The sequence below is a fragment of the Arthrobacter sp. UYNi723 genome (genome assembly GCF_054057635.1).
Genome location: NZ_JBSRZM010000003.1, coordinates 156,184 through 181,977, shown reverse-complemented (window position 1 = coordinate 181,977; position 25,794 = coordinate 156,184). Strand labels below are relative to the sequence as shown.

Here is a 25,794-nt window from a genome sequence, read left to right as displayed (position 1 = left end):
GCGTGTTCTGGTGAGCACTCAAACCCGCACCCCCGAATCCGCAGGAAAGACCGGCTTCCAGCTGCCCAAGTGGGCCGGCTCGTTCGGTTTCCAGATCATCGCCGCCCTCATTGTGGGCCTGGGCCTCGGCCTGCTAGCCAAGTACACGGGCAGCACCAAGGAGGCCCCCAACGGCCTCGGCGCCACCCTGCAGACCATCGGCTCCAGCTACGTTTCACTGCTGCAGACCGCGGTAGTTCCGCTGATCTTCACCGCTGTGGTGAGTTCGATCTCGAACCTGCGCCAGGTCTCCAACGCCGCCAAGCTGGCCTGGAACACCCTGCTCTGGTTCGCCATCACGTCCCTGATCGCCGTCGTGATCGGCATCGGCCTCGGCGTGCTCCTGCAGCCCGGCGCCAACACCGGCATCACCCAGGAGGCCAAGTACGCCGGCAAGTCCGGTGACTGGTGGTCCTTCCTGGTCGGGCTGTTCCCCAAGAACTTCCTCGGCCTCGGTGCCAGCTCCACCGTGACTGAAAGTGCCACCGCGGCCACCACAGTCAGCACCTCCATCAGCTTCAACGTGCTCCAGATCCTGGTGATTGCCATCGCCGTCGGCGTCGCCGCCCTCAAGGTCGGCAAGGCTGCCGAGCCGTTCCTGAACCTCAACGCGTCGGCGCTGGCCGTTATCCAGAAAGTCCTCTGGTGGATCATCCGCATCGCCCCGCTCGGCACGGTGGGCCTGATCGGCAACGCCGCGGCCGTGTACGGCTGGGACACCATCGGCGCGCTCGGCAAGTTCACGTTCGCCATCTATGTGGGCCTGGCCCTGGTGCTGTTTGTGGTTTACCCGACGCTGATCCGCTCGCACGGCCTGTCCGTGAAGCGGTACTTCTCCGGGGTCTGGCCCGCCGTGCAGCTCGCGTTTGTGTCCCGCTCCTCGATCGGAACCCTGCCGCTGACCCAGCGCGTCACGGAGCGCAGCCTCGGCGTTCCCCGCGCCTACGCTTCCTTCGCCGTGCCCCTGGGCGCCACCACCAAGATGGACGGCTGCGCCGCGATCTACCCCGCGATCTCCGCCATCTTCGTGGCCCAGTTCTTCGGCGTCCAGCTGGACGTCAGCCACTACCTCCTCATCGCCCTCGTCTCGGTCCTCGGTTCCGCCGCAACGGCCGGCACCACCGGCGCCGTGGTGATGCTCACCCTGACGCTCTCCACGCTGGGACTGCCCCTGGCCGGCGTCGGACTCCTGCTCGCGGTGGACCCCATCCTGGACATGGGGCGCACCGCGGTCAACGTCGCGGGCCAGGCCCTCGTGCCCACCATCGTGGCCAAGCGGCAGGGCATGCTCGACGAGGCGCTCTACAACGCACCCCGCAACGGCACTCCGTTTGTGGACGACGACGCCGACTCCTCCGCTGCGGATCCTTCCGCCATCGCCGGAGGTACTGACTCTCCGGAAGCCGGACGCGAACTGGCCGACGCGAAGGCCTGACGCACGGCTCGAACAGCAAACAGGAGAAGTCCCCGGGAAGTGCTCCCGGGGACTTCTCCTGTTCGGTGGCGGGTTTCGCTCAGCCCGGCCTTTCGTTAGCGGCCGCCACCTCCGATGATTCCGTTCTGGACCGCCTTGGTCACGGCGTCAGCCTCGGCCTGGGTCAGCTTGCCGTCGGTGACGGCCTGGTCCAGGCGGGTCTTCAGAGCCGCGGCGCGATCTGCCTGTTCGGCGGTGCGCAGCTCTTCAAGCGCCGCCGTGACCTTGGCCTCGTCGATGCCGAGCGTCGCCGCGAGGGACTTCGCGAGTTCAGCCTGCTTCGCGGCTGGGTCCGGCCGGGTTCCTTCAGTTCCGTCGGCCGGCGGGGTGGTGGGCTTGTTGGCCTCGCGGTAGGCCTTCAGGGCCTCCGTCACCTTGGCCTCGTCCACGCCCAGCTTGGTGGCAAGTTCCGCTGCGTCCACGCCGCGGAAGCCGCCGTGGCCATGGCCACCCCGCATGCCCTTCCCTTCAGCTGGGGCAGTGCCGGTGCTCCCGTCGGCTGAGGCGCTTGAGCTGGCGCTGGGGGTGGGCGTCGGCGTCGTGGTTGCGGACGCCATGCCGGCGACGCCGATCCCGGCGCCAAGGGCCAGCGCGGTGGCCGTGAGCCCAAGGGCAATTCTCTTTGTGCGTACCATTCTTGTCTCCTGGATCTGCCGTCCGGTGACGGCTGGTGAAGGTGTCCCAGACGGGACTCTTCCAGTCTTCGGCGGCAGGTTCAGGCTCAGCTGTCGGGAACCTTTCATCTTCCTGTGAATCAACTTGCGCGGCGTGCAAACTTGCACGTAGTGTAATTTCATGCCCGAACTTCTCTCGCGCCGTGAGCTGAACAAAGCCGCCACCCGCCAGGCCATCACCGATGCCGCCCTGACCCTGCTGCGTGCCCAGGGACCCGGGAATTTCACGGTGGAAGACATCGCCGAGTCAGCCGGGATCTCGCGCCGCACCTTCTTCAACTACTTCAGCAGCACCGAGGCCGCGCTGGCCTCCATGACGCACGGGTTCTTGGACAACGCCCTTCAGCAGTTCCGGCAGCGGCCCGCCGACGAGCCCATCCTCGAATCGGCGCGCGCGGCCCTGATGCAGCTGGCCGACCCCATGACGGTGGCGCCGCTGGCTGAACTCTTTACCCTCACCCAGGACAACGCGGTCCTGTCCCGGTCCGAACTTGAGGCGTGGGACCACTGCACCGAAGAGATCATCAGCGCGGCCCGGGAGCGCTTCGCCGGAACCCCGGGCGCCGTCGTCGACGAACTGTACCTGCGCGCCCTCGCAGGCTCCGTCATCTCCTGCGGGAAGGCGGCCATGGACGTGTGGTTCGCCCGATGCGGCGCCGATCTCTCCCCCGCTTCCCTCGCTGTCCTGCGGCAACTGCTCATTGACGCCATGGGCCACCTCGGCTCCGGCTTCGGCAGCCCCGTTCCGGCAGCCAGCCCCTCCGCGACGTCCACAACCGCCACTACCCACCTCAACAAAGAACGGCTCTGACATGGCCCTGCTGCTCTACCGCCTCGGCAAGTTCTCCTACCGCCACCGCTGGCTGGTCATTTCGCTCTGGCTCGCGGCGCTGGTGGCCGTGGGCGGCTCAGCAGCCGCCTTCCACGGCACGCTGTCCAACAACTTCCAGATTCCGGGCACTGAGACACAGCGGATCGCGGACAAGCTGAAGCAGGAACTGCCGGCAGCGTCGGGCGGCTCTGCCACGATCGTCTTTGAAGCCCCGGAAGGCGGCTTTACTGACGGCAGCCGCGCCGCCGTCACGGCTGCCCTCACCAAGCTTGGTGACCTGCCTGACGTCAAGGCCACGGTGGATCCCTTCGCCACGCAGGCCCAGCTGGACCAGGCCGGGCAGGCCATCGCCGACGGCGAGCAGCAGCTTGCCGCGGGCAAGGCCCGCCTGGATGCCTCACGTGCCGAGCTCGACGCCGGCAACGCGCAGCTGAACGCCGCGGAGCAGCAGCTCGCTGCCGGCGGCGCAACTGCAGCCATGATCGAGGCCCAGCTCGGAGCGCAGAAGGCCGCCCTGGCACAGGGCCAGGCGCAGCTCGACGCCGGCACAAAGGAATGGGAGGCCGCCAAGGCCAAGCTCGATCTGGGCAAGCGGCAGGCGGAGGCATCCGGCGGGATCCGGTTTGTCTCGGCGGACGGCCAGGCTGCCGTGGCACAGGTGCAGTTCAACACCTCCATCAACGCCCTCACCCCGGCGGTGCGCCAGCAGGTCCAGGACATCGTGCATGAGACTTCGTCCGTGGGCGTGACGGCCCTGGCCAGCAAGGAAATCACAGAAGACATTTCAGAACTCTTCGGCACGGCCGAAATCATCGGCATCGGTGTGGCGGCCCTGGTCCTGATCCTGATGCTGGGGACGCTCATCGCCGCGGGCCTGCCGCTGCTGATGGCCGTCATCGGCGTTGGCGTCGGGGTGGGCATCACGTTCGCCCTGTCCGGCGCCTTCGAGATGAGCTCCATCTCCCCCATGCTCGCGCTGATGCTTGGCCTCGCCGTGGGCATTGACTACTCCCTGTTCACCGTCAACCGGCACCGGACCCAGCTGCTGGCAGGCATGGACCCCGAGGAATCCGTGGCACGCGCCACCGGAACCTCGGGCAACGCCGTGCTTTTTGCCGGCCTGACGGTCATCATTGCCCTGGCCGCCCTGGTGGTGCCCGGGTTGCCGTTCCTGAGCGTGATGGGCCTGGCAGCAGCAGGCACCGTCGCGGTGGCCGTCCTTGTGGCGCTCACCCTGACCCCGGCCCTGCTGTCCCTGATCGGCCGGCGCATCATTTCCCGGCGGGCCTGGGCCAAGGCCGAAGCCCACAACGCCGAGGCCGGCCATGAGGTTGCCGACCAGGCCAAGGATGAGGAAAAGAGCACCCGGGGCTGGGGCGGCCTGGTTACCAGGCACCCCGTCGTGGCGCTCGTCGCCGGCGTACTCCTGCTGGGAACGCTGGCCCTGCCCGCCGCGCAGCTCCAGTTGGCACTGCCCGACGGCGGCTCCGAACCGGTGGACTCCGAGGCCTACCAGGCCTATGACGTCACCGCACGGAGCTTCGGCGAAGGCGTCACCGGCCCCATTGTGGTGGTGGGTGAATTCCCGGCCGGCCTGGACGAAGCCCGGGCCCAGGAACTGCAGTATGACGTCGCGGACCTGATCCGTGGCGTGGACAACGTGGTGGCAACAGTGCCCGTGGCACTGAGTGAAGACCGCCGCACCGCCGTTTTCCAGGTCATCCCGGAAGAGGGGCCCGCCAAGGCCGGCACGGTGCAGGTGGTGAGCGAACTCCGCGAACGCGGCACCCAGATCCAGGCCGAAACGGGGGTCACCATCGGCCTGACCGGGCAGACCGCCGGCAACATCGACGTCTCCACAAAACTCGGTGACGCCCTGCCGCCGTACCTGGCGATCGTCGTCGGGCTTTCCCTCATCCTGCTGCTGCTGGTATTCCGCTCCATTGTGGTTCCCCTCCTGGCAACCGGCGGTTTCCTGCTGTCCCTGGCCGCCGCTTTCGGCCTGGTGGTGGCCGTATACCAGTGGGGCTGGCTGGGTGGAGTGTTCGACGTCGCCAATCCCGGCGCGGTCCTGAGCTTCCTGCCGATCATCCTGATCGGTGTGCTGTTCGGCCTGGCGATGGACTACCAGGTGTTCATCGCGTCGGGCATGCGTGAGTCCTATATGCATGGCGCCCCGGCCAAAAAGGCCGTACGCATCGGCTTCAGCCATGCCGGCACCGTGGTGACCGCCGCCGCGATCATCATGGTCAGCGTGTTCGCCGGCTTCATCTTCAGCCACCTGACCATGGTCCGGCCGCTGGGCTTCGCCATGGCGTTCGGTGTGCTGCTGGACGCGTTTGTGGTCCGCATGACCATCGTGCCGGCTGTGATGTATCTGCTGGGCGAAAAGACCTGGTGGCTCCCCAAGTGGCTGGACCGGATCCTGCCGGACGTGGACGTGGAAGGCGCCCGGCTGGAACGCCGCGAAAACGAGCCGCAGAAGCTGACCGAGCCCGTCCACTAGGCTGAAACGGTGACCCGCCTGATCCTCGCCTCCCAGTCCCCCGCCCGCACCAAACTCCTGGCCGACGCCGGCATCCGGCACTCCGTGCTCGTCTCCGATGTGGACGAAGACGCGGTCCAGGCCCGCTACGGCGTCACGGATCCGCACGATACCGCGCTGCTGCTGGCCCGCGCCAAGGCCGAGGCGGTAGCCGCGTTGCCGGAAGCGGAGGGCGCGCTGGTCATCGGCTGCGACTCCGTCTTCGAGTTCGACGGCGAGGCGCACGGCAAACCGTACACCGCCGCCGTCGCCCGCGAACGGATGCTCCGGATGAGCGGCAACAGCGGTGTCCTGCACACCGGGCACTGGCTGGTGGACTGCCGCGCGACGGCAGCCGATGACGGGCCCGCCGAGATAGGCACCGACGCAGCGGCCGACGGCGGCATCACGGCACCGGGATCCGGCGCCACGCTCGGGGCGGTCGCCTCCGCCGAGGTCCACTTCACGGAGATGGATCCGGAAGAGATCGACGCGTACATCGCCACGGGCGAACCGCTGCACTGCGCCGGCTCGTTTACGATCGACGGCCTGGGCGGGGCGTTCATCCGGAAGGTGGACGGGGACCCGCACGCCGTCGTCGGGCTGTCAGTCTCCACGCTGCGCAGTCTCCTCGGGCACGCAAACGTACGCATCACGGACCTGTGGTCCACCGAATAATTGCGGCGATTTTCCGACCAATTGTAGGTTCCCTACAAAGCCGCGCCCGTTTACACGCGGAAACCGCAAGTAACATCGGCGGAACCCACAAAATCGCGCTAGGCTCCCTGAAGGAAAGAAGGAGACGCCTTGTCAGCAAATTTGGAGCAGTCCGCTAGTCCCGTGCAATCGAACCTCACCAAGGTGCTGATCGCAAACCGAGGCGAAATCGCAGTGCGCATCATCCGCGCGGCTCGCGACGAGGGCATTGCCTCCGTGGCTGTCTACGCCGATCCGGACCGCGACGCGCTCCATGTCAGGCTGGCCGACGAGGCCTACTCCCTCGGTGGCAACACCGCCGCGGAGTCCTACCTGGTGATGGACAAGATCATTGACGTTGCCCGCCAGTCCGGTGCCGACGGCATCCACCCCGGTTACGGCTTCCTCGCCGAAAACGCCGAGTTCGCCGCCAAGGTCATCGCGGCCGGCATAACCTGGATCGGCCCGTCCCCCGAGGCCATCTCGGCCCTCGGCGACAAGGTGCAGGCCCGCCACATCGCGGAGAAAGTGGGCGCCCCCCAGGTCCCCGGCACCGCCGATCCTGTGCAGTCGGCCGAGGAAATCCTTGAGTTCGTGGACAAGTTCGGCCTGCCCGTGGCCATTAAGGCAGCCTTCGGCGGCGGCGGCCGTGGCATCAAAGTGGCCCGCACCCGCGAAGAAATCCCGGAGCTCTTCGAGTCTGCCGTCCGTGAGGCCACTGCAGCCTTCGGCCGCGGCGAGTGCTTCATCGAACGCTTCCTGGACGCCCCTCGCCACGTCGAAACGCAGTGCCTCGCGGACGCCCACGGCAACGTCGTGGTCATCTCCACGCGTGACTGCTCGCTGCAGCGCCGCAACCAGAAGCTCGTTGAAGAAGCACCTGCACCGTTCCTCACCGAAGAGCAGAACCGCCGCCTCTACGAATCCTCCAAGGCCATCCTGAAGGAAGCCGGTTACCTCGGCGCCGGAACCTGCGAGTTCCTGGTGGGCCAGGACGGCACCATCTCCTTCCTCGAGGTCAACACCCGCCTCCAGGTGGAGCACTGCGTCTCCGAAGAGGTCACGGGCATTGACCTGGTCCGCGAACAGTTCCGGCTGGCCCGCGGCGAGGAGCTCGGCTACGGCGACCCCGAGGTCCGTGGCCACTCGTTCGAATTCCGCATCACCGGCGAGGACCCGGGCCGCAACTTCATGCCCGCCCCCGGCACCATCACCACCCTGAAGAACCCCACAGGCCCCGGCATCCGGATCGATTCCGGCGTGGAGGAGGGCGATGTCATCAGCGGCAACTTCGACTCGATGCTCTCCAAGCTGATCGTCACCGGCGCCACCCGCGCCCAGGCCCTGCAGCGTTCGCGGCGCGCCTTGGAGGAAATGGTGGTGGGGGGCATCCCCACCGTTATCCCGTTCGACCTCGCCGTTGTTTCGGACCCCGCTTTTGCGCCCGCGGAAGGGCCTTTCAGCATCCACACCCGCTGGATTGAAACCGAATTCGTCAACAACATTCCCGCCTGGACGCCGGACGGAACCGCTGAAGCCAGCGGCGACGCCGGTGAACGCCAGCGCGTGGTGGTTGAAGTGGGGGGCAAGCGCCTCGAGGTTGTCCTGCCGGCCTCCCTTGGTTCGATCGGGGCGGGTTCCGCCGCCGGCGCGAAGTCCAACAAGTCCAAGAAACGCCTCCGTTCAGGCGGAGCGGCTGCGGCCGCCGCCGGCGACGCGCTGACCTCCCCGATGCAGGGCACCATCGTCAAGGTTGCCGTGGCCAACGGCGACGTTGTGTCCGAGGGTGACCTGGTGGTGGTGCTCGAAGCGATGAAGATGGAACAGCCCCTGACCGCGCACCGTTCCGGCATCATCACCGGACTCAGCGCAGTGGCCGGTGAGACGGTTTCGGCCGGCGCCCTCATCGCCACGATCGAAGACTAGACCCTGCCGGAGGCACCCCATGCTCGCACCCAGTTTTGAAGAAGAAGTAGACCGCTACCACCTGGCGGTTCCGGAAATCACCCGCGGGAATCCCGGTGCCGTCAAGGACCTGTATTCCAGGCTCGACGACGTCACGCTGGCCAACCCGTTCGGCGGCATCGCACGCGGCTGGGCCCAGGTTGAGGCCCGGCTGGACCAGGCGTCCCGACAGTTCCAGGACGGCGAGATGCTCGGGTTCGACACCATCACCTCCTACACCGCACGCGACACGGCTTACCTGGTGGAGACGGAGCATTTCCGGGCCCGTCTGGAGGGCGCCGCGGCGCCGGAAGAGTTCGCGCTCCGCGTGACCAGCATTTTCCGGCGCGAAGAAGGCTACTGGAAGCTGGTCCACCGCCACGCAGATAATGCCGCCCAGCCGCAGTCCCGCCGGTCCCTCGCGCAGCCTGCCAGCCACTGACGTCCCTCTGGCGCCGGGGCTGTGCTCCGGCGCCAACTGCAGGCTGGCGCTGGGCGTCCTCTGGCGTTGAGCTGGGGCGAAAGGCACACTTAGCGTGTGAAGCCTTTCCTGTTCCTTGCCTCCCGGGCTGAAGACGCCGCAGCAGAGGAAGAGTATGAGGCGTACCTGACGTATGGCGGGCTGACCCCTTCGCAGCTAAGGCGTGTCCGGCTTGAGGCCGCTCCCCTGCCGCAACTGGACCTGGCCGAATTCTCAGGCGTGATTGTGGGCGGGAGTCCCTTCACGTCCAGCGACCCGGCAGACCACAAGAGCGAAACGCAGCACCGGGTGGAGCATGAACTGGCCGGGCTGCTGGACCGGATCGTGGCCCGCGACTTTCCGTTTCTGGGCGCCTGCTACGGCGTGGGGACTCTGGGCAGGCACCAGGGCGCCGTGATCGACAGGACCTTCGGCGAACAGCTGGGCGGGGTGGAAATCGAGCTGACGGAGGCGGGGCTCGCGGATCCGCTCCTGCACGGGATGCCACGGCGTTTCACCGCCTTCACCGGGCATAAGGAGGCTTGCACCAGTTTGCCCTCCCACGCGGTGCTGCTGGCATCCTCCCAGGCCTGCCCCGTCCACATGTTCCGCATCAAGCAGAACCTGTACGCCACACAGTTTCACCCGGAACTGGACGCGGAGGGGCTGGTCACACGGATCGATATCTACCGGCATGCCGGATATTTCCCGCCGGAGTCCGCCGAGGAGCTCATGGCTGACGCGCGGACGTACACCGCCACGGAGCCCATGAAGCTCCTCCGGAACTTCGTGGCCCGCTACGCCGGCTGAGCTCCCCGCAATAACGGGGAACACGCCGGGCAGTTCTGTCAGCAACCGGGCTGGAACGCCCGACGGCGGGGCGTCAGGCTACGTTGTTCTCGTAGTCCAGGTCGCGGGTTTCCTTGCTCACGAACAGCGCGATCAGCGTCAGCACCGACATCGCGGTCAGGTAGACACCCACCAGGACCGGGCTGCCGTCAGCCAGCTCCCAGAGCGCGACGGCGATGAACGGAGCCACCGCAGCGCCCAGGATGCTGGACACGTTGTAGCTGATGGCGGAGCCGGTGTAGCGGACGTTGGTGGGGAACAGTTCCGGCAGCAGCGCACCCATGGGACCGAACGTGAGCCCCATCAGCGAGAAGCCGATGACCAGCAGGGCCATGGTGCCCACGAAGCCGCCGCTGAACAGCGGGACGAACAGCAGGCCGAAGACGAAGATGCCACCGGTGACGGTCAGCAGCATCTTGCGGCGGCCGTATTTCTCTGCCAGCGGTCCGGAAACCAGGGTGAAGATGCCGAAGAAGACGACGCCGGCAATCAGCATCCAGAGGAAGTCGTTGCGGGTGAAGCCCAGACCGGGAACAAACGCTGCCGCGGCGGCCTCGGACATCGGCTTGCCGGCCTTCTCGGCGGCAGCCTTGGCGGTATCCAGGCTGGAGGCGCGGGTGCCGTAGGTCAGTGTGAACGTGGTCATCAGGTAGAAGAGCACGTAGGTGGCGAGCATGATAAACGTGCCCAGGATGAGCGGACGCGAGCTGGTCTTGAAGACCCGGGCCAGCGGCAGCTTGGCCACCTCTTTGGATTCGAGCACCTTGGTGAAGGCCGGCGTTTCGATCAGCTTCAGGCGGACGTACAGGCCGATGATCACCATGACGGCGCTGAGCAGGAACGGCACGCGCCAGCCCCAGGCCAGGAAGTCGGCCGGTGTCAGCGCATAGCTGGCCACCAGGAAGATCACGTTGGCGATGATGAAGCCGATGGGTGCACCGAGCTGCGGGAACGTGCCGTAGATGGCGCGCTTGTTGGCGGGGGCGTTTTCGGTGGCCAGCAGGGCAGCGCCGCTCCATTCGCCGCCGAGGGCGAGGCCCTGGGCGAAGCGCATGACAACGAGCAGCGCCGGAGCCCAGAATTGCCAGCCCGGGACCAGCGCAGTGGGCAGACAGCCGATCAGGAAGGTGGCAATGCCCATGGTCAGCAGCGAGGCCACCAGGGTGCCCTTGCGGCCGAACTTGTCGCCGAAGTGGCCAAAGACGATGGATCCCAGGGGGCGGGCAACGAAGGCCACGCCGAAGACAGCGAAGGAGCTGAGCAGCTGGGTGGTCTCGTTCTGATTGGGGAAGAACAGCGCCGGGAAGACCAGTACGGCGGCGGTGGCGTAGACGTAGAAATCGTAGAACTCAACGGTGGTGCCGATCAGGCTGGCCACAATCACGCGGCCGCGTGAGTTCACCGCCTTGGGGGATCCTGGCTCCACGGTGGTTTGTATGGATGACATAGGAACTCTTTCCTGAGAACCGGCCGGACCTTGTGAGACCCGGCGCGCAGTAGTTAGAGTCCGATAGTAGTTCCAGCCGTCCATTCAATGGACAAAAGGTCCGCCATGTGGACTTGTGGCCCATGTCTCATCCTTCGGCCGTTAACGCTCCTCACGCCGCCGGCCGGCTGCCGATAGGCAAATGTCACAGCACGTTAACAAACCGCGACTGTCCGCGAAACGCGCCTTCTCTACCGTGGAAGAACAACATCCCCCATGAGGAGGTCCACCGTGACTGTTGACCGCAACGCAGATGCCGGCACCGGCAATTCCGTAGATATAATAGACACCGATCCGCTGCACGGAGGCGTGTCCTCATCCGCCAGCGCCCAGCCCTCCACCCGTACAACCGACGCCCCCGCCCTTGAATTCCGTCCTGGCCGCTGGATCGCCAACTGGAACGCCGAGAACAAAGAGCAGTGGGAGTCCGCCGGCCGAACCATCGCCCGCCGCAACCTGAACTGGTCCATCTTCGCCGAGTTCCTCGGCTTTGTGGTCTGGCAGCTCTGGTCCATCGTGGTGGTCCAGCTCCCGGCAGCCGGCTTCACGTTCACCACCTCGGAAATCTTCTGGCTGATCTCGATGCCCAGCCTGGTAGGCGCCACGCTCCGGATCCCCTACACCTTTATGGTTCCCCGCTTCGGCGGCCGGAACTGGACCATCGTGTCCGCGCTCCTCCTTCTGATTCCCGCCGTCGGCCTGGGACTCTGCGTCTCCAATCCGGAAACCCCGTTCGGTGTGATGCTGCTGGTGGCTGCACTTGCAGGCTTCGGCGGCGGCAACTTCGCCAGTTCCATGGCCAACATCACGTTCTTCTACCCGGCACGGGAGAAGGGCTGGGCCCTCGGCCTGAACGCCGCCGGCGGCAACATGGGTGCCGCCGTCGCGCAGCTCGCCGTCCCGATTGCGATCACCCTGCTCGCCGTCGGCAGCGCCAACCTGCCGATGGCCGGCTGGATGTGGATCCCCTTCATCCTGATCGCCGCCTTCGGTGCCTGGAAGTACATGGACAACCTCACCAGCGCCAAGGGTGACGTGGCCGGCTCGGTCGCAGCACTGAAGGAACCGCACCTGTGGATCATGGCGCTGCTGTACATCGGCACCTTCGGTTCGTTCATCGGCTTCGCCGGTGTGTTCCCCAAGCTCATCAAGGACTACTTCCCGGCCTTCTCTTCCATCGGAGTCGGCACCGTGGCACTGTCCCTCGCGTTCCTCGGCCCGCTGGTCGGTTCACTCGCCCGTCCCTACGGCGGACGCATGGCTGACCGTATGGGCGGGGCACGGATGACTGTTGCAGCGTTTGCCGCCATGGCCGTGATCACCCTGACCATGATCTGGACCCTGCCGCTGAAGAACTTCTGGCTCTTCCTGGTCCTGTTCCTGATGCTCTTCACCGCCAGCGGCTTCGGCAACGGCGCAACCTACCGGATGATCCCCATCATCTTCGCCACGTCCAGCCGGGCGGCGAAGTCCGGCGCCAGCACGGTGCAAACCCAGCGGCTCGCGTCCTCGGCCCTCGGACTCATCTCGGCCATCGGCGCCTACGGCGGCTTCGTTATCCCGCAGGTGCTGAACGCCTCCAACACCGCCAGCGGATCCTACACACCGGCCTTCTACGGTTTCGTGGGAGCCTACGTAGTAATGCTGGCCGTCTGCTGGTTCTGCTACATCCGCAACGCCAACCGAAACGCGATGGGACACGTCTAACATGACCAAAAGCGCCGACACGCACTGCCCTTACTGCGCCCTGCAGTGCGCCATGACGCTCACATCCCCTGCGGTACTGACCCCGGCTTTCGAGCCGGGGTCAGTCCCCGTGCCGGCTGAATCCGCGGCACTGGCCGCTGCGGAAGCCCCTCTGAAAGCCCCCCTCCTCGAAGTGAGCGGCCGGGACTTCCCCACCAACAGGGGCGGGCTGTGCCGCAAAGGCTGGACCTCAGCCACGCTCCTCAACCACCCCGGCCGGGTCACCGAACCCCTTCTTAAAGGGGCCGACGGCGTCCACCGCCCCATCGGCTGGGACCAGGCCCTGGCGCTGGTCACCACCGCCGTGAAGGACACGCAGGCACGCTACGGAAAGGACGCCGTCGGGGTCTTCGGCGGCGGTGGCCTCACCAACGAAAAGGCCTACATGCTGGGCAAGTTCGCCCGCCTGGCCCTTGGCACCTCACGCATCGACTACAACGGCCGGTTCTGCATGTCCTCCGCCGCGGCCGCCGGGATGCGCGCCTTCGGCCTGGACCGCGGCCTCCCGTTCCCGCTGACAGACCTGGACTCCGCCAGCACCATCCTGATGCTCGGCTCCAACGTCGCCGAAACCATGCCGCCGTTTGTGCAGCACCTCCAGGGCGCCCGCGACGCCGGCGGGCTGATCGTGGTGGATCCCCGCCGTTCAGCCACAGCAAAGTTCACGGCCGACGGCGGCGGCCTCCACCTCCAGCCCCTGCCGGGCACGGACCTCACCCTCCTGCTGGGCCTCTCGCACGTGATCATCCACGAGGGCCTGGCAGACGACGACTTCATCGCGGCGCGCACCACCGGCTACGAGGCCGTGGTACGCAGCGTCAACGCGTTCTGGCCCGAACGCGTCCAGTCCCTCACTGGCGTCCCGGCGGAGCTCATCCGGGAAACGGCCCGCAGGCTCGCCGACGGCGCGGGCAAGGGCGGCAGCTACATCCTTACCGGACGCGGTGTGGAGCAGCACGTGGACGGCACGGACACCGCAACCGCCGCGATCAACCTCAGCCTCCTCCTGGGCCTGCCCGGCTCGCGCCGCAGCGGCTACGGCACCCTCACCGGCCAGGGCAATGGCCAGGGCGGCCGCGAGCACGGCCAGAAGGCCGACCAGCTCCCCGGCTACCGGAAGATCACCGACCCCGCCGCCCGCGCCCACATGGCCGGCGTCTGGGGCGTCCCCGAAGAAACCATTCCCGGGCCGGGACTCCCAGCCGTCCAGCTGCTGAAGTCGCTGGGACAGCCCGACGGCGTCCGGTGCCTTTTTGTGCACGCCTCCAACATCGCGGTGGCCTCCCCCGACGCGAACGCCGTCATCGCCGGGCTCCGCAGCCTGGACTTCCTGGTGGTCTGCGACTTCTTTATGTCCGAAACCGCCGCCGAAGCCGACCTCATCCTCCCGGTCCTGCAGTGGGCCGAGGAGGAGGGCACGCTCACCAACCTCGAGGGCCGCGTCCTCCGCCGCCGCCGGGCCCTGCAGCCGCCCGCCGGCGCACGCAGCGAACTGTGGATCATGGCCCGGCTCGCCGAAGCGCTTGAGGCTCCGTCCACATACAGCGAAGATCCCGAAACGGTCTTTGAGGAACTGCGCCTGGCCTCGGCCGGCGGGCACGCCGACTACTCCGGCATTGATTACGCCATGCTGGATCGCGGCGAAGCCGCCTACTGGCCCTACCCCGTGGGGAGCACAGGGACGCCCCGGCTGTTCCTGGACGCGTTCGCCCACGCCGGCGGCAAGGCGGTCATGACCCCGGTGACGCCCCGCCGTCGTCGTACGCCGGCGGCCAACCCGGACCCGGACGCGAAAACCATGACCCTGATCACCGGCCGCCTCCTGGAGCACTACCAGTCCGGCGCGCAGACCCGGCGGGTGTCCGAGTTGCTGGCCACCCAGCCCGAAGCAAAAATGCAGATCCACCCTGCTGCCGCGGCCGCCATGGGCATCACCGAAGGCGCTTTCGTCTCGGTGGCCAATGAACGCGGCGAGGTGGTCTGCCGGGCCGAACTCAGCACCGCGATCCGTCCCGAGACGGTCTTCCTGCCGTTCCATTTCCCCGAACTCGAAAGCGCCAACCGCCTCACCGAGGCGGCAACGGATCCCATTTCCGGGATGCCCGAATTCAAGTTCAACAAGGTATGGGTCCGTGCGGTCGCAACCGGACTTCAGAACAGTGTTCTTCAGACATCGGAGGCCTCATGAGTGAGCAGATTGTCGTTGTTGGTTTCGGTCCGGTGGCTGCCCGCCTGATCGATGAACTGCTGCCCGCGGTCCGCGACGGGCACGTCAGCCTCACTGTCGTGGGCGAGGAAGCCGAGGCCGCGTACAACCGTGTGCTGGTGGCCGACCTCGGCGTCGGACGCACCACTGCCGATGCCCTGGCCCTCTCCGACACCGCAGCCCTGGCCGCGGATGGCGTGGACGTCCGGCTCGGCGTGCGGGTCCGCCGCGTGGACCGCGCCCGCCAGCAGGTGATCCTCACCGACGGCACCTCCGCCCACTATGCGCGGCTGGTCTTCGCCACGGGTTCCCGGCCCGTCATCCCCAACCTGACCGGCATCAACCCGGATCCGGCCTCCCCCGTCCTCCCTGCGGGCGTCACGGCGCTCCGGGATCTCCGCGACGCTTCGGTTCTGCGCGCAGCGGTCGACGGCGGCAAGCGTGTTGTGGTGCTGGGCGGCGGCGTCCTGGGCCTCGAGACAGCCCTCGCGGCGGCGGAAGAAGGCGCCACCGTCACGGTGGTGCACAACGGGCCGCACCCGCTGGGACGCAACATCGACCGCGGCGGCGGGGCGGTCCTCGCGGCCAGCCTGCGCCGGTGCGGCGTCCGGATGGCCGGCAACGCCCGGTCCACGGGTGTGGAGCACAACGCGCCCGACGGCGGGTTCTCGGCGCTGCTGCTCAATGACGGTTCGGCGATCGACGGCGACCTCCTGGTCATCTCGTGCGGTGTCCGTCCCCGGACCGAACTGGCCGAAGGATGCGGACTGTCCACCGGCACCGGCATCCTGGTGGACCACCGGCTGCGGGCCCACCACGAGCCGCACATCTTCGCGATCGGCGACTGTGCCGAGGTCCGCTGCCCGGACCCCGCCTGCGGCGAATGCCGCACGGCGAAGGGCCCGTCCGGCCTGGTGGGACCCGGGTGGCGGCAGGCAGAATGGCTGGCCGAATACCTGACGCTGCTGGCCACCGGCACGCAGGAGGAGGCCGACGCGTTGCAGGAGCTGCCGCAGGAACAGGCCGCCGTGATTGTGCTGAAGGCCCGTGGCATGAACATGGCTGTGGCCGGCGACAACGGTGCCGAGCCGTGGGATGAAGAAGTGCTCACCGCAGGCGCCGTGAACGGCCGGCCGCGCCTTCAGATCGCCCAGTGGGCCGATCCGGAACACGGCCGCTACGTCAAGATGACCACCCGCGGCGGAGTACTGGAAGGTCTGGTGGCCGTGGGCATGCCGCGGACCGCCGCCGAGCTTGTTGGACTGTTCGAACGCGGCGCGGAACTGCCGGCCGACAGGTCACTGCTCCTGCGCCTGGATGGCCCGGACCAGCTGGCCGCGTCCCGTCCCGCGGATCCGGCTGGCACCGTGTGCCGCTGTGCCGGAGTCAGCGGGGCCAAGATCCAGGGTGCCGTGGCGGATGGCTGCTCCACCGTGGCCGAGGTGTCGAAGGCAACCCGCGCCGGCACCGGCTGCGGCGGCTGCCACGAGGACATCAAGGGGCTCATCGAAAAACACTTCCAGGCGGCTCCCGCCGCCTGAAATAGCCGGTGGTTGAGCCTGTCGAAACCCCCGGCAGGCCGGACATGTGCGCGTCACGGAATCGAACTCGGATCTGATGGCAGGTAGCATCGGGGCCATGAATGCCGACGAAGAAGACGACATCACCGAAGAACTGCTGGCCGACGCCGGGAAGCTGACCGGACTGAGCCTGGAACTCTTGGGCCTTGATCCGCACCCGGATGACATGACGCCGGAACAGAGGCTGCAGTTCGAGCCGGAAGACCTGGACGAAATGGCGGCTGTCTCGCCGGAAGACCGGAAAATCGCTGTGAGCCAGACACTCCTGCTGGCAGGCCTTCTGTGGAACTCGTCGGGCCTGCTCGTGGACCAGCTCTTCCGCGATCTGGGGACCCTGACCGCACTGGATGCCGTCACTTCGTCTGACGTCGCCGGTTCCGCTGTGCTGTCCTCGCTGCCGCCCCAGTTCGCCGCCAGCTACGACGCGACGTTTACCCGGAAGTTCATCGTCGTCGCTTCCGATGTGACGGCGTCTCTGGTCCGCGGCTGGACAGCCCCCGGATGCCTCGCAGCCGAACTCGCCGTCCGCTGCCTGCTCGATCAGGCGGAAATCACCGAGGACATCTATGAACTCGACCTCCCGGAAGACTGGCGTGCTCAGGTCGAGGAAGTCCTGTTGGAGGAGGCGGAGAGTCCAGCCCTCTACTCGGACAGCCCCGACATCCCGGAAATAGACGCCGGGAAGCAGCGTATCGAGGGCTGGTTCACCCCCTTTACTTCCGGCAGCACCGTGCCGCCCTACGCCCTGGCCTAGGCGTCGAGGCCGGGAATCCGGGCGGTCTTTAGGCCGGGGCCTTGGGGATCATGATCCACAGCGCGATGTAGACCAGCTCGCCGATCCCCACCAGGCCAAAGATCACAAAGCCGAGCCTGACCAGGAACTTCGGGATCCCGAATCGGGCTGAAAGCGCGGCGCACACGCCGCCGATGATTTTTCCGCGGCGTGGCCGCTCAAGTGCTGTAGTCATGCGGCCACGCTACCCGAGAATGCCGGTGGTTGGGCCTGTCGAGTTCCCTCGGGTTTCGGTTTCGACAGGCTCAACCACCGGGCAGACGGGTTTCGACAAGCTCAACCACCGGGACCTGCTACATGCGGACGTGCAGGCGGCGCGCAGCTTCCGAGATGGAACCGCTTAGTGACGGGTACACGGTGAAGGTGCTGGCGACGTCGTCCACGTGGAGCTTCTGCTTCACGGCGATGGAAATCGCGAAGATCAGCTCGGAGGCGTTCGGACCCACCACAACGCCGCCGATGACCGTGCCTGAGCCCTTGCGCGCGAAGATCTTGACGAAGCCGTCCTTGTGGTTGCGCATCTTGGCGCGGGCATTGCTCTTGAGCGAGAGCTTGATGATGTCGCCCTGGTACTTGCCGGACTCGATCTCGGCTTCGGAAACGCCAACCGAGGCGATCTCCGGTGAGGTGAAGATGTTGGACGCCACCTGGTGCAGCTTGATGGGTGTCACGGCGTCGCCCAGGAAGTGGGCAATCGCGATCCTGCCCTGCATGGCGGCCACCGAGGCCAAGGCCAGCACCCCGGTGCAGTCGCCGGCGGCGTAGATGTTCGGCGCGGTGGTGCGGGAGACGCCGTCGACCTTGACATGGCCGCTCTCGGTGAGGGCCACGCCGGCAGCTTCCAGGCCGATGCCCGCGGTGTTCGGGATGGAGCCCACGCAGACCAGGCAGTGGCTGCCGGTGACTTTCGATCCGTCACCCAAGGTGACCACCACGCCGTCGTCGGTCCGCTCCACGGTCTCAGCTCGGGCGCGGGACAGGACGCGGACGCCGCGGCGCTCGAAGACTTCCTCCAGCACCTCCGCGGCATCCGTGTCCGAACCGGGCAACACCCGGTCGCGGCTGGAGATCAGGGTGACTTTGGATCCCAGGCCGTTGTAGGCGGAGGCGAACTCGGCACCGGTCACACCGGACCCCACCACAATCAGTTCCTCGGGAAGCTCGTCAAGGTTGTAGATCTGGGCCCAGTTCAGGATGCGTTCCCCGTCCGGCCGCGCGGTGGGCAACTCACGAGGGTGCGCGCCGACGGCCAGCAGGATAGTGTCCGCTTCCACGATTTCGGTGCCGTCAGCGGTCACGACTTCGATGGTGTGGCTGTCCAGGAGCTTGCCCGAACCCAGCAGGATGCGGACGTTCTGGTGTTCCAGACCGGTGGTGATGTCTCGGGACTGCTGACGGGCAAGGCCCAGGAGACGGTCGTTGATGTGCTTGAGATCTGCCCGCATCACGGGCACAAAGTCGCCGCCGTCGACGTCGAACTTCACTCCCAGCTCCCCGGCCTCACCGACGCGGGTCATCAGGTCCGCGGTGGCGATCAGGGTTTTGGAAGGCACGACGTCGGTCAGCACGGCGGAGCCGCCCATGCCCGCGCGTTCGATGATGGTGACCTGAGCCCCCAGCGAGGCAGCGACCATAGCGGCTTCGTATCCGCCGGGGCCACCTCCGAGGATTGCGATCCGGGGTGAGCTGAAATCAGGGTGCGTAGTCACAATCAACCATTCTCGCGCATCTGCGCAGGGACCACCAATAAAGAGTGCCCCGTCACGGTGCCGTCCGCGGCCCGGCGCGACGCTGCTGCCACTGTGCACAGCGGCACCAGCACGATAACTTGTACCAGTGAGTAATACAGACTTCCAGACCACGGACCCTTTCGCCGCCGCGCGCTCCGCCGCTGAGTACATCGCCCAGCAGACCGGGGTGGACCGCCACGACGTCGCCCTCGTCCTGGGCTCAGGCTGGGCCGAAGCCGCCGACCTCATCGGCGAGACCACCGCCACCCTGACCGCCGACACCGTCCCGGGCTTCCATGCCCCCGCTGTCGAAGGGCATGTGGGCACCATCCGCTCCGTCCTGACCAAAGAGGGCAAACGCGCGCTGGTCCTGGGCGCACGAACGCACTACTACGAGGGCAAAGGCGTCCGCGCCGTGGTCCACGGCATCCGCACCGCTGCCGCTGCCGGCTGCAAAACCCTGGTCCTCACCAACGGCTGCGGAGGGCTGAACGAAAGCTGGACGCCGGGCACCCCGGTGCTGATCAAAGATCACATCAACCTCACCGCCACCTCCCCGCTCGAAGGCGCAACGTTCGTTGACCTGACAGATCTTTACAGCTCGCGCATCCGTGCCCTCGCCCGCGAAGTGGACGCCTCGCTGGAGGAAGGCGTCTACGCCCAGTTCAGCGGGCCGCACTACGAAACGCCGGCCGAGGTCCAGTACGCCAAGCGGATCGGTGCCGATCTGGTGGGCATGTCCACCGCATTGGAAGCGATCGCCGGCCGCCACGCAGGCATGGAAGTGTTCGGAATCTCGCTGGTCACCAACCTTGCGGCCGGCATCAGCGCCATGCCGCTGAGCCACCAGGAAGTCATCGAGTCCGGCCAGGCCGCCGGACCGCGCATCTCCAAACTGCTTGCGGGCATCATCGCCAAACTCTAGGACAACGCGGGGTCACTTAGCGCCCATCCGAGGCTTTCCCATGGGCGTTTAGTGACCCCGCGTTGCTGTGGGGCTGGTCAGGTTCGCGGACCGACGAGCTGCAGGACGGTGGACTCCCGGGCATCGGGAAAGCGGCGCTCGATGGACTGGGCGATCCCGGCAATGCTCTGCCGGGACAGCTCAGTCCGCCAGGTGACTTCGGCGTGGCGCATAGTCTGCGAAATGAGGCACGTGCGGGCGTAGTCGGCGTCCATGCTCCCGCCCGGGGCGTCCTTGGCGATGCCTTCGCACCGGAAGGCATGGTCATTTCCTTCGATGGCGAGGACCACGTCAAGGACGGAAATCCGGTCCGGACGCCTGGCCAGCGAGAAGCCGCCCCGAGGCCCGGACACCGAGGTCAGGATCCCGGCCCGCACCAGGGCCTGGAGCTGTTTGTTCAGGTACGCGGCGGGAAGCTTGTAGAACTCGGCCAGCCGTGCGCTGCTGACGGCCTCCCCTGGTGCGGTCCAGGACATATTGACGCAGCTATGCAGTCCCCACTCAACACCCTGCCCCAATTTCATATTCGCGACATTACTTGTCCAGAAAATTTACTGCAAGGATTTCGCTGCTTTCCGCTGTCACGGGCGAGTGTTCAGGCACATTTCCTGAAGCAATGACGATAGCGTTGACCGCATGACGTCCTCCGATGCCGCTTCCTTGTTCCCCCACGCCCGTGAATGGGCGGCCAAAGATCCGGATCCCGCCACAGCCGCAGAGCTCACAGAGCTGCTGCAACTCGCGGAGGAGGGCTCCCCGGCAGCATCACAGGAGCTGGCCGACAGCTTCAGCGGCACCCTGCAGTTCGGCACCGCAGGCCTCCGCGCCGCCCTGGGCGCCGGGCCGAACCGGATGAACCGCGTGGTGGTGCGCCGCGCCGCCGCCGGCCTCGCCGACTTTCTGGTTGATGCGGTGGGTGAGGCCGCGCCCGGGACCCGGCCACGCGCCGTCGTCGGCTATGACGCCCGCTATAACTCCGACATCTTCGCCGAGGAAACGGCGGCCATCTTTACGGCCGCCGGGATCGAAACGTTCCTGATGCCGTCCGCGCTGCCCACCCCGCTGCTCGCATTCGCCGTGCGGGCCCTCGATTGCGACGGCGGCGTGATGGTGACCGCCAGCCACAATCCCCCGCAGGACAACGGTTACAAGGTGTACCTGGGCCGCCATGCCGTGGAGGACAGCGGCCGCGGTGCGCAGATCGTGGCGCCCTACGACGCCCGGATCGCCGCGCGGATCGATGCCGTGGGCGCCCTGGAAACCATCACCCTTGCCGCGGACGGCTGGACGGTACTGGATCCGTCGGTTGCGGCGGATTATGAACGCGCGACGGCGGCACTCGCCGATGCGGCCCGCTTCCCGTCCCGTGACCTGCGGATTGTCCTGACCCCCATGCATGGCGTCGGCGGCGAGACTGCCGTGGCGGTGCTGAATGCTGCCGGCTTTGCCGATGTGACCCTCGTGGCCGAACAGGCTGAGCCGGATCCCGACTTTCCCACGGTGAACTTTCCCAATCCGGAAGAACCGGGCGCGCTGGACCTGGCCCTGGAGACCGCCGCCCGCGTCGACGCCGATATTGTCCTGGCCAACGATCCGGACGCGGACCGCGCTGCAGTGGCGGCGAAGGATCCTGACACCGGCGCGTGGCGCATGCTGCGTGGCGACGAGGTGGGCGCGCTGCTGGGGGCACACATTGTGGCCCGGCTGGCGGCCGGCATTGACGGCGCATCGGGCAATGCTGACGAAGCCGCCAGTGGTGAAGGGGCCGGCCTCTTCGCCAATTCGATTGTCTCCTCGCGCCTGCTCTCGCGCATCGCCGCCGCGGCGGGATACGAGCATGAGGAAACGCTGACCGGGTTCAAATGGATTTCCCGGGTGCCCGGGCTGGTCTACGGCTACGAGGAAGCCCTGGGCTATTGCGTTGCACCGGAACTGGTCCGGGACAAGGACGGGATCTCTGCCGCTGTCCTCATCGCGGAAATGGCAGCCGCCGCAAAGGCAGACGCAAAAACCATCTTCGACACCCTGGACGAGCTCTACCTTCAGCACGGGCTGCACGCCAGCGACCAGCTGAGCATCCGGGTGGCGGATCTGGGCCTGCTGGACGCCATGATGAACCGGCTCCGGGTCAGCCCGCCCGATTCGTTCGGTTCGTCCGCTGTTGAAACCTTCGTGGACCTGGCCGAAGGGAGCGAGCACCTGCCGCCCACCGATGGCCTGCTGTATCTGACCCGGGACGAGACCCGGGTCATCATCCGGCCCAGCGGCACCGAGCCCAAACTCAAGTGCTACGTGGAAGTCATCCTCCCGGTTGAGTCAGCGGCCGAACTGCCCGAAGTCCGCCAGTTGGCCCGAACCGCCCTCGATAATGTGCTCGACGACGTCCGCGAGGCCCTCGGACTCTGACGTTTCAGCCCGCCCTTCGCGTAAGGACGGCCCCGCCCCGCATGACCGTTGCCGGCCCACACCGCTTATGCGGGGCAGGGCAGCTCAAGACCGTTCGGCCTCGCGCTAGACCTCGACTTCGATGAAACCGTCGGAAATGCGAGTGCTGAACGTTTCCAGGCGCACCGCGGCGGTTGCAAAGCATTCGCCGGTTTCCAGATCGTAGACCTCTTTGTGCAGCGGCGAAGCGATGGTGGGGCGCGTGCCGCGTGAGCCCAGAATGCCGCGGGCCATTACGTGGGCGCCGGTGGCCGGATCTTCGTGGGCCACCGCAAAAACCTCACTGGGCCCGGTCCGGAAGAGTGCCACCTGGCGGCCCGCAATGAGTGCGGCTTCGCCCCAGGCAAGCTCAAGCTCGTCCACGGCGCAGACCCGGTGCCAGGTAACGGTATCGGCGGCGAGCGCCCCAAGTTCCAGTGTTGCCGTCATGTCCGGCTCCTCTCCCCGTGCTTGATTGGCCACGTCTATGGCCATACGAAACAACTTAGGCAACGGGTGTTTCAAAGGCGTGCAGTGAATGTGTCCGGCGCGTAAAAGAGACCTCACCCGATCGGAAACGCGTTCGTGATGCAGAAGTTAAGCCTACGAAACATAAGGGAAACTGAAGCGAAACTGCGGCTACCTAGTCTGAATGGACACCTCGTCAGAGAAAGTCGCAGAACACCGTCTGCGGCACATGCGAAAGGCCCACAGTGACCGAACAGACTTCACGCCAGGACACAGAGAGCCGGGCACCGCGCCGGATCGTCGTCGCCGGTGGCGGCCCTGCTGCCCACCGCTTCGCCGATGCCATGCACACCCGGGGCCTTGAGGGCTGGGACGTCACGGTCCTCACGGAAGAAGCCCACCTCCCCTACGACCGCGTGGCGCTCTCCAAGGCACTGACGGACAGCAGCGTGGACCTGACCCTGGGCTCTGCCTCCATGTGGGACCACGCTTCCCTGTCATTGAAGACCGGCGAGCGCGTGGTCAAGATCAATGCCGGGGCGAAGACGGTCGAGACCGCTGCCGGCAGCATCTTTGAATACGACGACCTGGTGGTCGCCACCGGCTCCGATGCCATGCGGCTGCCCATCCCCGGCGCCGAGCACGTGCATGTCTACCGCACGCTCGAAGACGTCTGGGCCATCAACAAGGCCATCGCGGAGCTCACGGAAAAGCTGGGCCGCAAGATCAATGCCGTGACAATCGGCGGCGGGCTCCTGGGACTCGAGTCAGCTGCCGGCACGGAACAGCTCGGCGCCACACCCGTGGTTATCAACGGCGCACCGTGGCTCATGAACACCCAGCTGGATGAAGGCGCGGGCCAGTCACTGGGCCGCCTCATCGAAGCCAAGGGCTTCACCGTCCACGGCGGCGTGTTCCCCTCGCAGGTCCTCTCCGACGACGACGGCCAGGTCACCGGCGTCCTCATGGCAGATGAACGGATCATCCCCGCCGACCTCGTCATCGTGGCCATCGGCGTCAAGCCACGCGACGAGCTCTTCCGCGCAGCCGAAGGCGAGGAGCCGCAGTTCAGCCTCGGCCCGCGCGGCGGCGTCGTCATCAACGACTTCTGCGCCACGGAAGTACCCGGTATCTGGGCCATCGGTGAAGTGGCCAACTTTGAGGGCATGTGCCTGGGCCTGGTTGCCCCCGCCAACACCATGGCCGAGATCGTCGCGGACCGCCTCCACGGCGGCGAAGCGACCTTCCCTGGCTTTGACACCGCCACGAAGCTCAAGCTCTCCGGCGTGGACGTTGCCAGCTTCGGTGACGCGTTCGCCCGGACCGAGCACTCCCTCGAGATCGTCTATGCCGACCCCGCCCGCGGCGTCTACCAGAAGATCGTCACCACCGATGATGCCAAGACCCTGCTCGGCGGCATCTTCGTCGGCGACGCATCCCCCTACATGAGCCTGCGTCCCCTCCTGGGCCGCGAGCTGTCCGCCGAACCGGGCGCTTACCTCACGGCGGCCGGCGGCGGCGACGCCCCGGACACCGAACTCCCGGACGACGCCATCCTGTGTTCCTGCAACAACGTGGCCGCCGGCACCATCCGCGACACCATCAACGGCTGCGGCGCCTGCGACGGCAACGCCCCCGTCCAGGAACTTGGCGAGCTCAAGGGCTGCACCCGCGCCGGCACCAGCTGCGGTTCCTGCGTCCCGATGCTCAAGAAGCTGCTGGAATCCGAACTCACCAAGTCCGGCGTCGAGGTCTCCAAGGCACTCTGCGAGCACATCGAGCTGTCCCGCCAGGAACTCTTCGACGCCATCCGCGTCCTGGAACTGACCTCCTTCGAGGAGATCATGGCCAAGTACGGCACCGGCGCCGGCTGCGACATCTGCAAGCCCACCATCGCCAACATCCTGGCCAGCCAGAACAGCGCCTACGTCCTGGACGCCGGCCGCGGCACCCTGCAGGACACCAACGACCGCGCCCTCGCCAACATGCAGAAGGACGGCACCTACTCGGTGGTCCCCCGCATCGCCGGCGGTGAAATCACCCCCAAGAAGCTCGGCGTCATTGCCGCCGTGGCCGAGAAGTACAACCTGTACACCAAGATCACCGGCGGCCAGCGGATCGACATGTTCGGTGCCCGGCTGGAAGAGCTTCCCGAAATCTGGAAGGAACTGGTGGACGCCGGCTTCGAATCCGGCCAGGCGTACGGCAAGAGCCTGCGCACCGTGAAGTCCTGTGTTGGTTCCACCTGGTGCCGCTTCGGTGTCCAGGATTCGGTGGCCATGGCCATCCAGCTGGAGCTCCGCTACCGCGGCCTCCGCAGCCCGCACAAGCTCAAGATGGGCGTCTCCGGCTGCGCCCGCGAATGCGCCGAGGCCCGCGGCAAGGACGTCGGCGTGATCGCCACGGCCGACGGCTGGAACCTCTACGTCGGTGGCAACGGCGGCGCCACCCCTGCCCACGCCCAACTGCTGGCCAAGGACCTCGACGACGAAACCCTGCTCAAGTACATCGACCGCTACTTCATGTACTACATCCGCACGGCGGACCGCCTGCAGCGCACCGCGCGCTGGCAGGAAGAGCTCGACGGCGGCATCAAGCACGTCGAGGACGTGGTGGTGAAGGACACCCTGGGCATCGCCGAGGAACTTGAAGCAGCCATGGCCAAGCACGTTGACACCTACGTGGACGAGTGGGCCGACACCCTCAAGGATCCCGAGCGCCTGCGCCGGTTCCGTTCCTTCGTCAACGCGCCCGACCAGAAGGATGACTCCATCACCTTCGTCTCCGACGAGCGTGGCCAGATGCGCCCTGCCACTGCGGAGGAAAAGAGCCGCGCCAGCCAACAGCCGGTCCTGATCGGCGCCTCCATCCCCATGCGGCCCCGCGCCGAGAACGAGGTATAGCC

The 25,794-nt window shown here is 66.8% G+C and carries 20 protein-coding genes; 14 read left to right on the top strand and 6 right to left on the bottom strand.

All coding sequences use genetic code 11. The features are described 5' to 3' along the window. The first annotated feature begins 10 nt into the window (after window positions 1–10). Entirely contained in the window at window positions 11–1,474 is a 1,464-nt protein-coding gene (locus ACVWY0_RS03970) for a dicarboxylate/amino acid:cation symporter (RefSeq protein ID WP_485835518.1), read from the top strand. Window positions 1,475–1,569: 95 nt separating this feature from the next. Here ACVWY0_RS03970 and ACVWY0_RS03965 read toward each other — a convergent pair whose 3' ends face one another. Beyond that, window positions 1,570–2,148 (bottom strand): hypothetical protein, encoded by a 579-nt coding sequence (locus tag ACVWY0_RS03965; RefSeq protein WP_485835517.1) that lies wholly within the window; start codon window positions 2,146–2,148, stop codon window positions 1,570–1,572. Window positions 2,149–2,308: 160 nt separating this feature from the next. Between ACVWY0_RS03965 and ACVWY0_RS03960 the strand changes: the two genes are divergently transcribed. The 6 genes from ACVWY0_RS03960 to ACVWY0_RS03935 all read left to right on the top strand — a co-directional run bounded on the left by ACVWY0_RS03960 (window position 2,309) and on the right by ACVWY0_RS03935 (window position 9,453). Beyond that, a complete protein-coding gene (locus ACVWY0_RS03960; RefSeq protein WP_058929589.1) occupies window positions 2,309–2,998 on the top strand; it encodes a TetR/AcrR family transcriptional regulator in 690 nt (229 codons plus the stop codon). A 1-nt stretch (window position 2,999) separates the two neighbouring features. Continuing rightward, on the top strand, window positions 3,000–5,525 hold the full coding sequence (locus tag ACVWY0_RS03955) for an MMPL family transporter (RefSeq protein ID WP_485835516.1): 2,526 nt from the start codon (window positions 3,000–3,002) through the stop codon (window positions 5,523–5,525). A 9-nt stretch (window positions 5,526–5,534) separates the two neighbouring features. Beyond that, a complete protein-coding gene (locus ACVWY0_RS03950; protein ID WP_485835515.1) occupies window positions 5,535–6,221 on the top strand; it encodes a Maf family protein in 687 nt (228 codons plus the stop codon). A gap of 129 nt (window positions 6,222–6,350) precedes the next feature. Continuing rightward, complete coding sequence (locus ACVWY0_RS03945; protein ID WP_485835514.1) at window positions 6,351–8,165, top strand: acetyl/propionyl/methylcrotonyl-CoA carboxylase subunit alpha; 1,815 nt, start codon at window positions 6,351–6,353, stop codon at window positions 8,163–8,165. Window positions 8,166–8,184: 19 nt separating this feature from the next. Beyond that, window positions 8,185–8,625, top strand: a complete 441-nt coding sequence (locus ACVWY0_RS03940) for a YybH family protein (RefSeq protein ID WP_485835513.1) — start codon at window positions 8,185–8,187, stop codon at window positions 8,623–8,625. Window positions 8,626–8,721: 96 nt separating this feature from the next. Next, window positions 8,722–9,453, top strand: a complete 732-nt coding sequence (locus tag ACVWY0_RS03935) for a glutamine amidotransferase (RefSeq protein ID WP_485835512.1) — start codon at window positions 8,722–8,724, stop codon at window positions 9,451–9,453. A 73-nt stretch (window positions 9,454–9,526) separates the two neighbouring features. Here ACVWY0_RS03935 and ACVWY0_RS03930 read toward each other — a convergent pair whose 3' ends face one another. Then, on the bottom strand, window positions 9,527–10,939 hold the full coding sequence (locus tag ACVWY0_RS03930; RefSeq protein WP_485835511.1) for an MFS transporter: 1,413 nt from the start codon (window positions 10,937–10,939) through the stop codon (window positions 9,527–9,529). 270 nt (window positions 10,940–11,209) lie between these two features. On the opposite strand from ACVWY0_RS03930, the gene ACVWY0_RS03925 reads away from it, so the two are divergent. The 4 genes from ACVWY0_RS03925 to ACVWY0_RS03910 all read left to right on the top strand — a co-directional run bounded on the left by ACVWY0_RS03925 (window position 11,210) and on the right by ACVWY0_RS03910 (window position 17,264). Next, the gene (locus ACVWY0_RS03925) at window positions 11,210–12,685 is read left to right on the top strand and encodes an MFS transporter (RefSeq protein WP_485835510.1); all 1,476 of its coding nucleotides are present in this window, start codon (window positions 11,210–11,212) and stop codon (window positions 12,683–12,685) included. 1 nt (window position 12,686) lies between these two features. Then, window positions 12,687–14,912, top strand: a complete 2,226-nt coding sequence (locus tag ACVWY0_RS03920; protein ID WP_485835509.1) for a molybdopterin oxidoreductase family protein — start codon at window positions 12,687–12,689, stop codon at window positions 14,910–14,912. Continuing rightward, window positions 14,909–16,471 carry an FAD-dependent oxidoreductase gene (locus ACVWY0_RS03915; protein ID WP_485835508.1) on the top strand — a complete coding sequence of 521 codons (1,563 nt, stop codon included), beginning with the start codon at window positions 14,909–14,911 and terminating at the stop codon, window positions 16,469–16,471. Before ACVWY0_RS03920 ends, ACVWY0_RS03915 begins: the two co-directional genes overlap by 4 nt. 97 nt (window positions 16,472–16,568) lie before the next feature. Next, window positions 16,569–17,264, top strand: coding sequence for a hypothetical protein (locus tag ACVWY0_RS03910; RefSeq protein ID WP_485835507.1), 696 nt, complete (start codon window positions 16,569–16,571; stop codon window positions 17,262–17,264). A gap of 28 nt (window positions 17,265–17,292) precedes the next feature. Here the strand turns inward: ACVWY0_RS03910 and ACVWY0_RS03905 are convergent, their stop codons facing one another. Then, window positions 17,293–17,478: a PspC domain-containing protein gene (locus ACVWY0_RS03905; protein WP_056348113.1), complete on the bottom strand. Its 186-nt coding sequence runs from the start codon at window positions 17,476–17,478 to the stop codon at window positions 17,293–17,295. Between the two features lie 118 nt (window positions 17,479–17,596). Then, window positions 17,597–19,012, bottom strand: coding sequence for an NAD(P)H-quinone dehydrogenase (locus tag ACVWY0_RS03900; protein WP_485835506.1), 1,416 nt, complete (start codon window positions 19,010–19,012; stop codon window positions 17,597–17,599). Between the two features lie 127 nt (window positions 19,013–19,139). On the opposite strand from ACVWY0_RS03900, the gene ACVWY0_RS03895 reads away from it, so the two are divergent. Next, window positions 19,140–19,958 (top strand): purine-nucleoside phosphorylase, encoded by an 819-nt coding sequence (locus tag ACVWY0_RS03895; protein WP_485835505.1) that lies wholly within the window; start codon window positions 19,140–19,142, stop codon window positions 19,956–19,958. 77 nt (window positions 19,959–20,035) lie between these two features. On the opposite strand, the gene ACVWY0_RS03890 is transcribed toward ACVWY0_RS03895, so the two are convergent. Next, on the bottom strand, window positions 20,036–20,521 hold the full coding sequence (locus ACVWY0_RS03890) for an RrF2 family transcriptional regulator (RefSeq protein WP_485835504.1): 486 nt from the start codon (window positions 20,519–20,521) through the stop codon (window positions 20,036–20,038). Between the two features lie 112 nt (window positions 20,522–20,633). Between ACVWY0_RS03890 and ACVWY0_RS03885 the strand changes: the two genes are divergently transcribed. Then, window positions 20,634–22,403, top strand: a complete 1,770-nt coding sequence (locus ACVWY0_RS03885; protein ID WP_485835503.1) for a phospho-sugar mutase — start codon at window positions 20,634–20,636, stop codon at window positions 22,401–22,403. A 105-nt stretch (window positions 22,404–22,508) separates the two neighbouring features. Here the strand turns inward: ACVWY0_RS03885 and nirD are convergent, their stop codons facing one another. After that, entirely contained in the window at window positions 22,509–22,871 is a 363-nt protein-coding gene (nirD, locus tag ACVWY0_RS03880; protein ID WP_485835502.1) for a nitrite reductase small subunit NirD, read from the bottom strand. A gap of 263 nt (window positions 22,872–23,134) precedes the next feature. Here nirD and nirB point away from each other — a divergent pair, with 263 nt between their 5' ends. Continuing rightward, on the top strand, window positions 23,135–25,792 hold the full coding sequence (nirB, locus tag ACVWY0_RS03875) for a nitrite reductase large subunit NirB (protein WP_485835501.1): 2,658 nt from the start codon (window positions 23,135–23,137) through the stop codon (window positions 25,790–25,792). Window positions 25,793–25,794: the final 2 nt, after the last annotated feature.

Excerpts from the sequence above, each read along its gene's own strand:
- ACVWY0_RS03965 (WP_485835517.1), bottom strand. The coding sequence starts at position 2,148 with ATGGTACGCACAAAGAGAATTGCCCTTGGGCTCACGGCCACCGCGCTG.
- ACVWY0_RS03960 (WP_058929589.1), top strand. The coding sequence starts at position 2,309 with ATGCCCGAACTTCTCTCGCGCCGTGAGCTGAACAAAGCCGCCACCCGC.
- ACVWY0_RS03955 (WP_485835516.1), top strand. The coding sequence starts at position 3,000 with ATGGCCCTGCTGCTCTACCGCCTCGGCAAGTTCTCCTACCGCCACCGC.
- ACVWY0_RS03940 (WP_485835513.1), top strand. The coding sequence starts at position 8,185 with ATGCTCGCACCCAGTTTTGAAGAAGAAGTAGACCGCTACCACCTGGCG.
- ACVWY0_RS03930 (WP_485835511.1), bottom strand. The coding sequence starts at position 10,939 with ATGTCATCCATACAAACCACCGTGGAGCCAGGATCCCCCAAGGCGGTG.
- ACVWY0_RS03920 (WP_485835509.1), top strand. The coding sequence starts at position 12,687 with ATGACCAAAAGCGCCGACACGCACTGCCCTTACTGCGCCCTGCAGTGC.
- ACVWY0_RS03915 (WP_485835508.1), top strand. The coding sequence starts at position 14,909 with ATGAGTGAGCAGATTGTCGTTGTTGGTTTCGGTCCGGTGGCTGCCCGC.
- ACVWY0_RS03910 (WP_485835507.1), top strand. The coding sequence starts at position 16,569 with ATGAATGCCGACGAAGAAGACGACATCACCGAAGAACTGCTGGCCGAC.
- ACVWY0_RS03905 (WP_056348113.1), bottom strand. The coding sequence starts at position 17,478 with ATGACTACAGCACTTGAGCGGCCACGCCGCGGAAAAATCATCGGCGGC.
- ACVWY0_RS03890 (WP_485835504.1), bottom strand. The coding sequence starts at position 20,521 with ATGAAATTGGGGCAGGGTGTTGAGTGGGGACTGCATAGCTGCGTCAAT.
- ACVWY0_RS03885 (WP_485835503.1), top strand. The coding sequence starts at position 20,634 with ATGACGTCCTCCGATGCCGCTTCCTTGTTCCCCCACGCCCGTGAATGG.
- nirD (WP_485835502.1), bottom strand. The coding sequence starts at position 22,871 with ATGACGGCAACACTGGAACTTGGGGCGCTCGCCGCCGATACCGTTACC.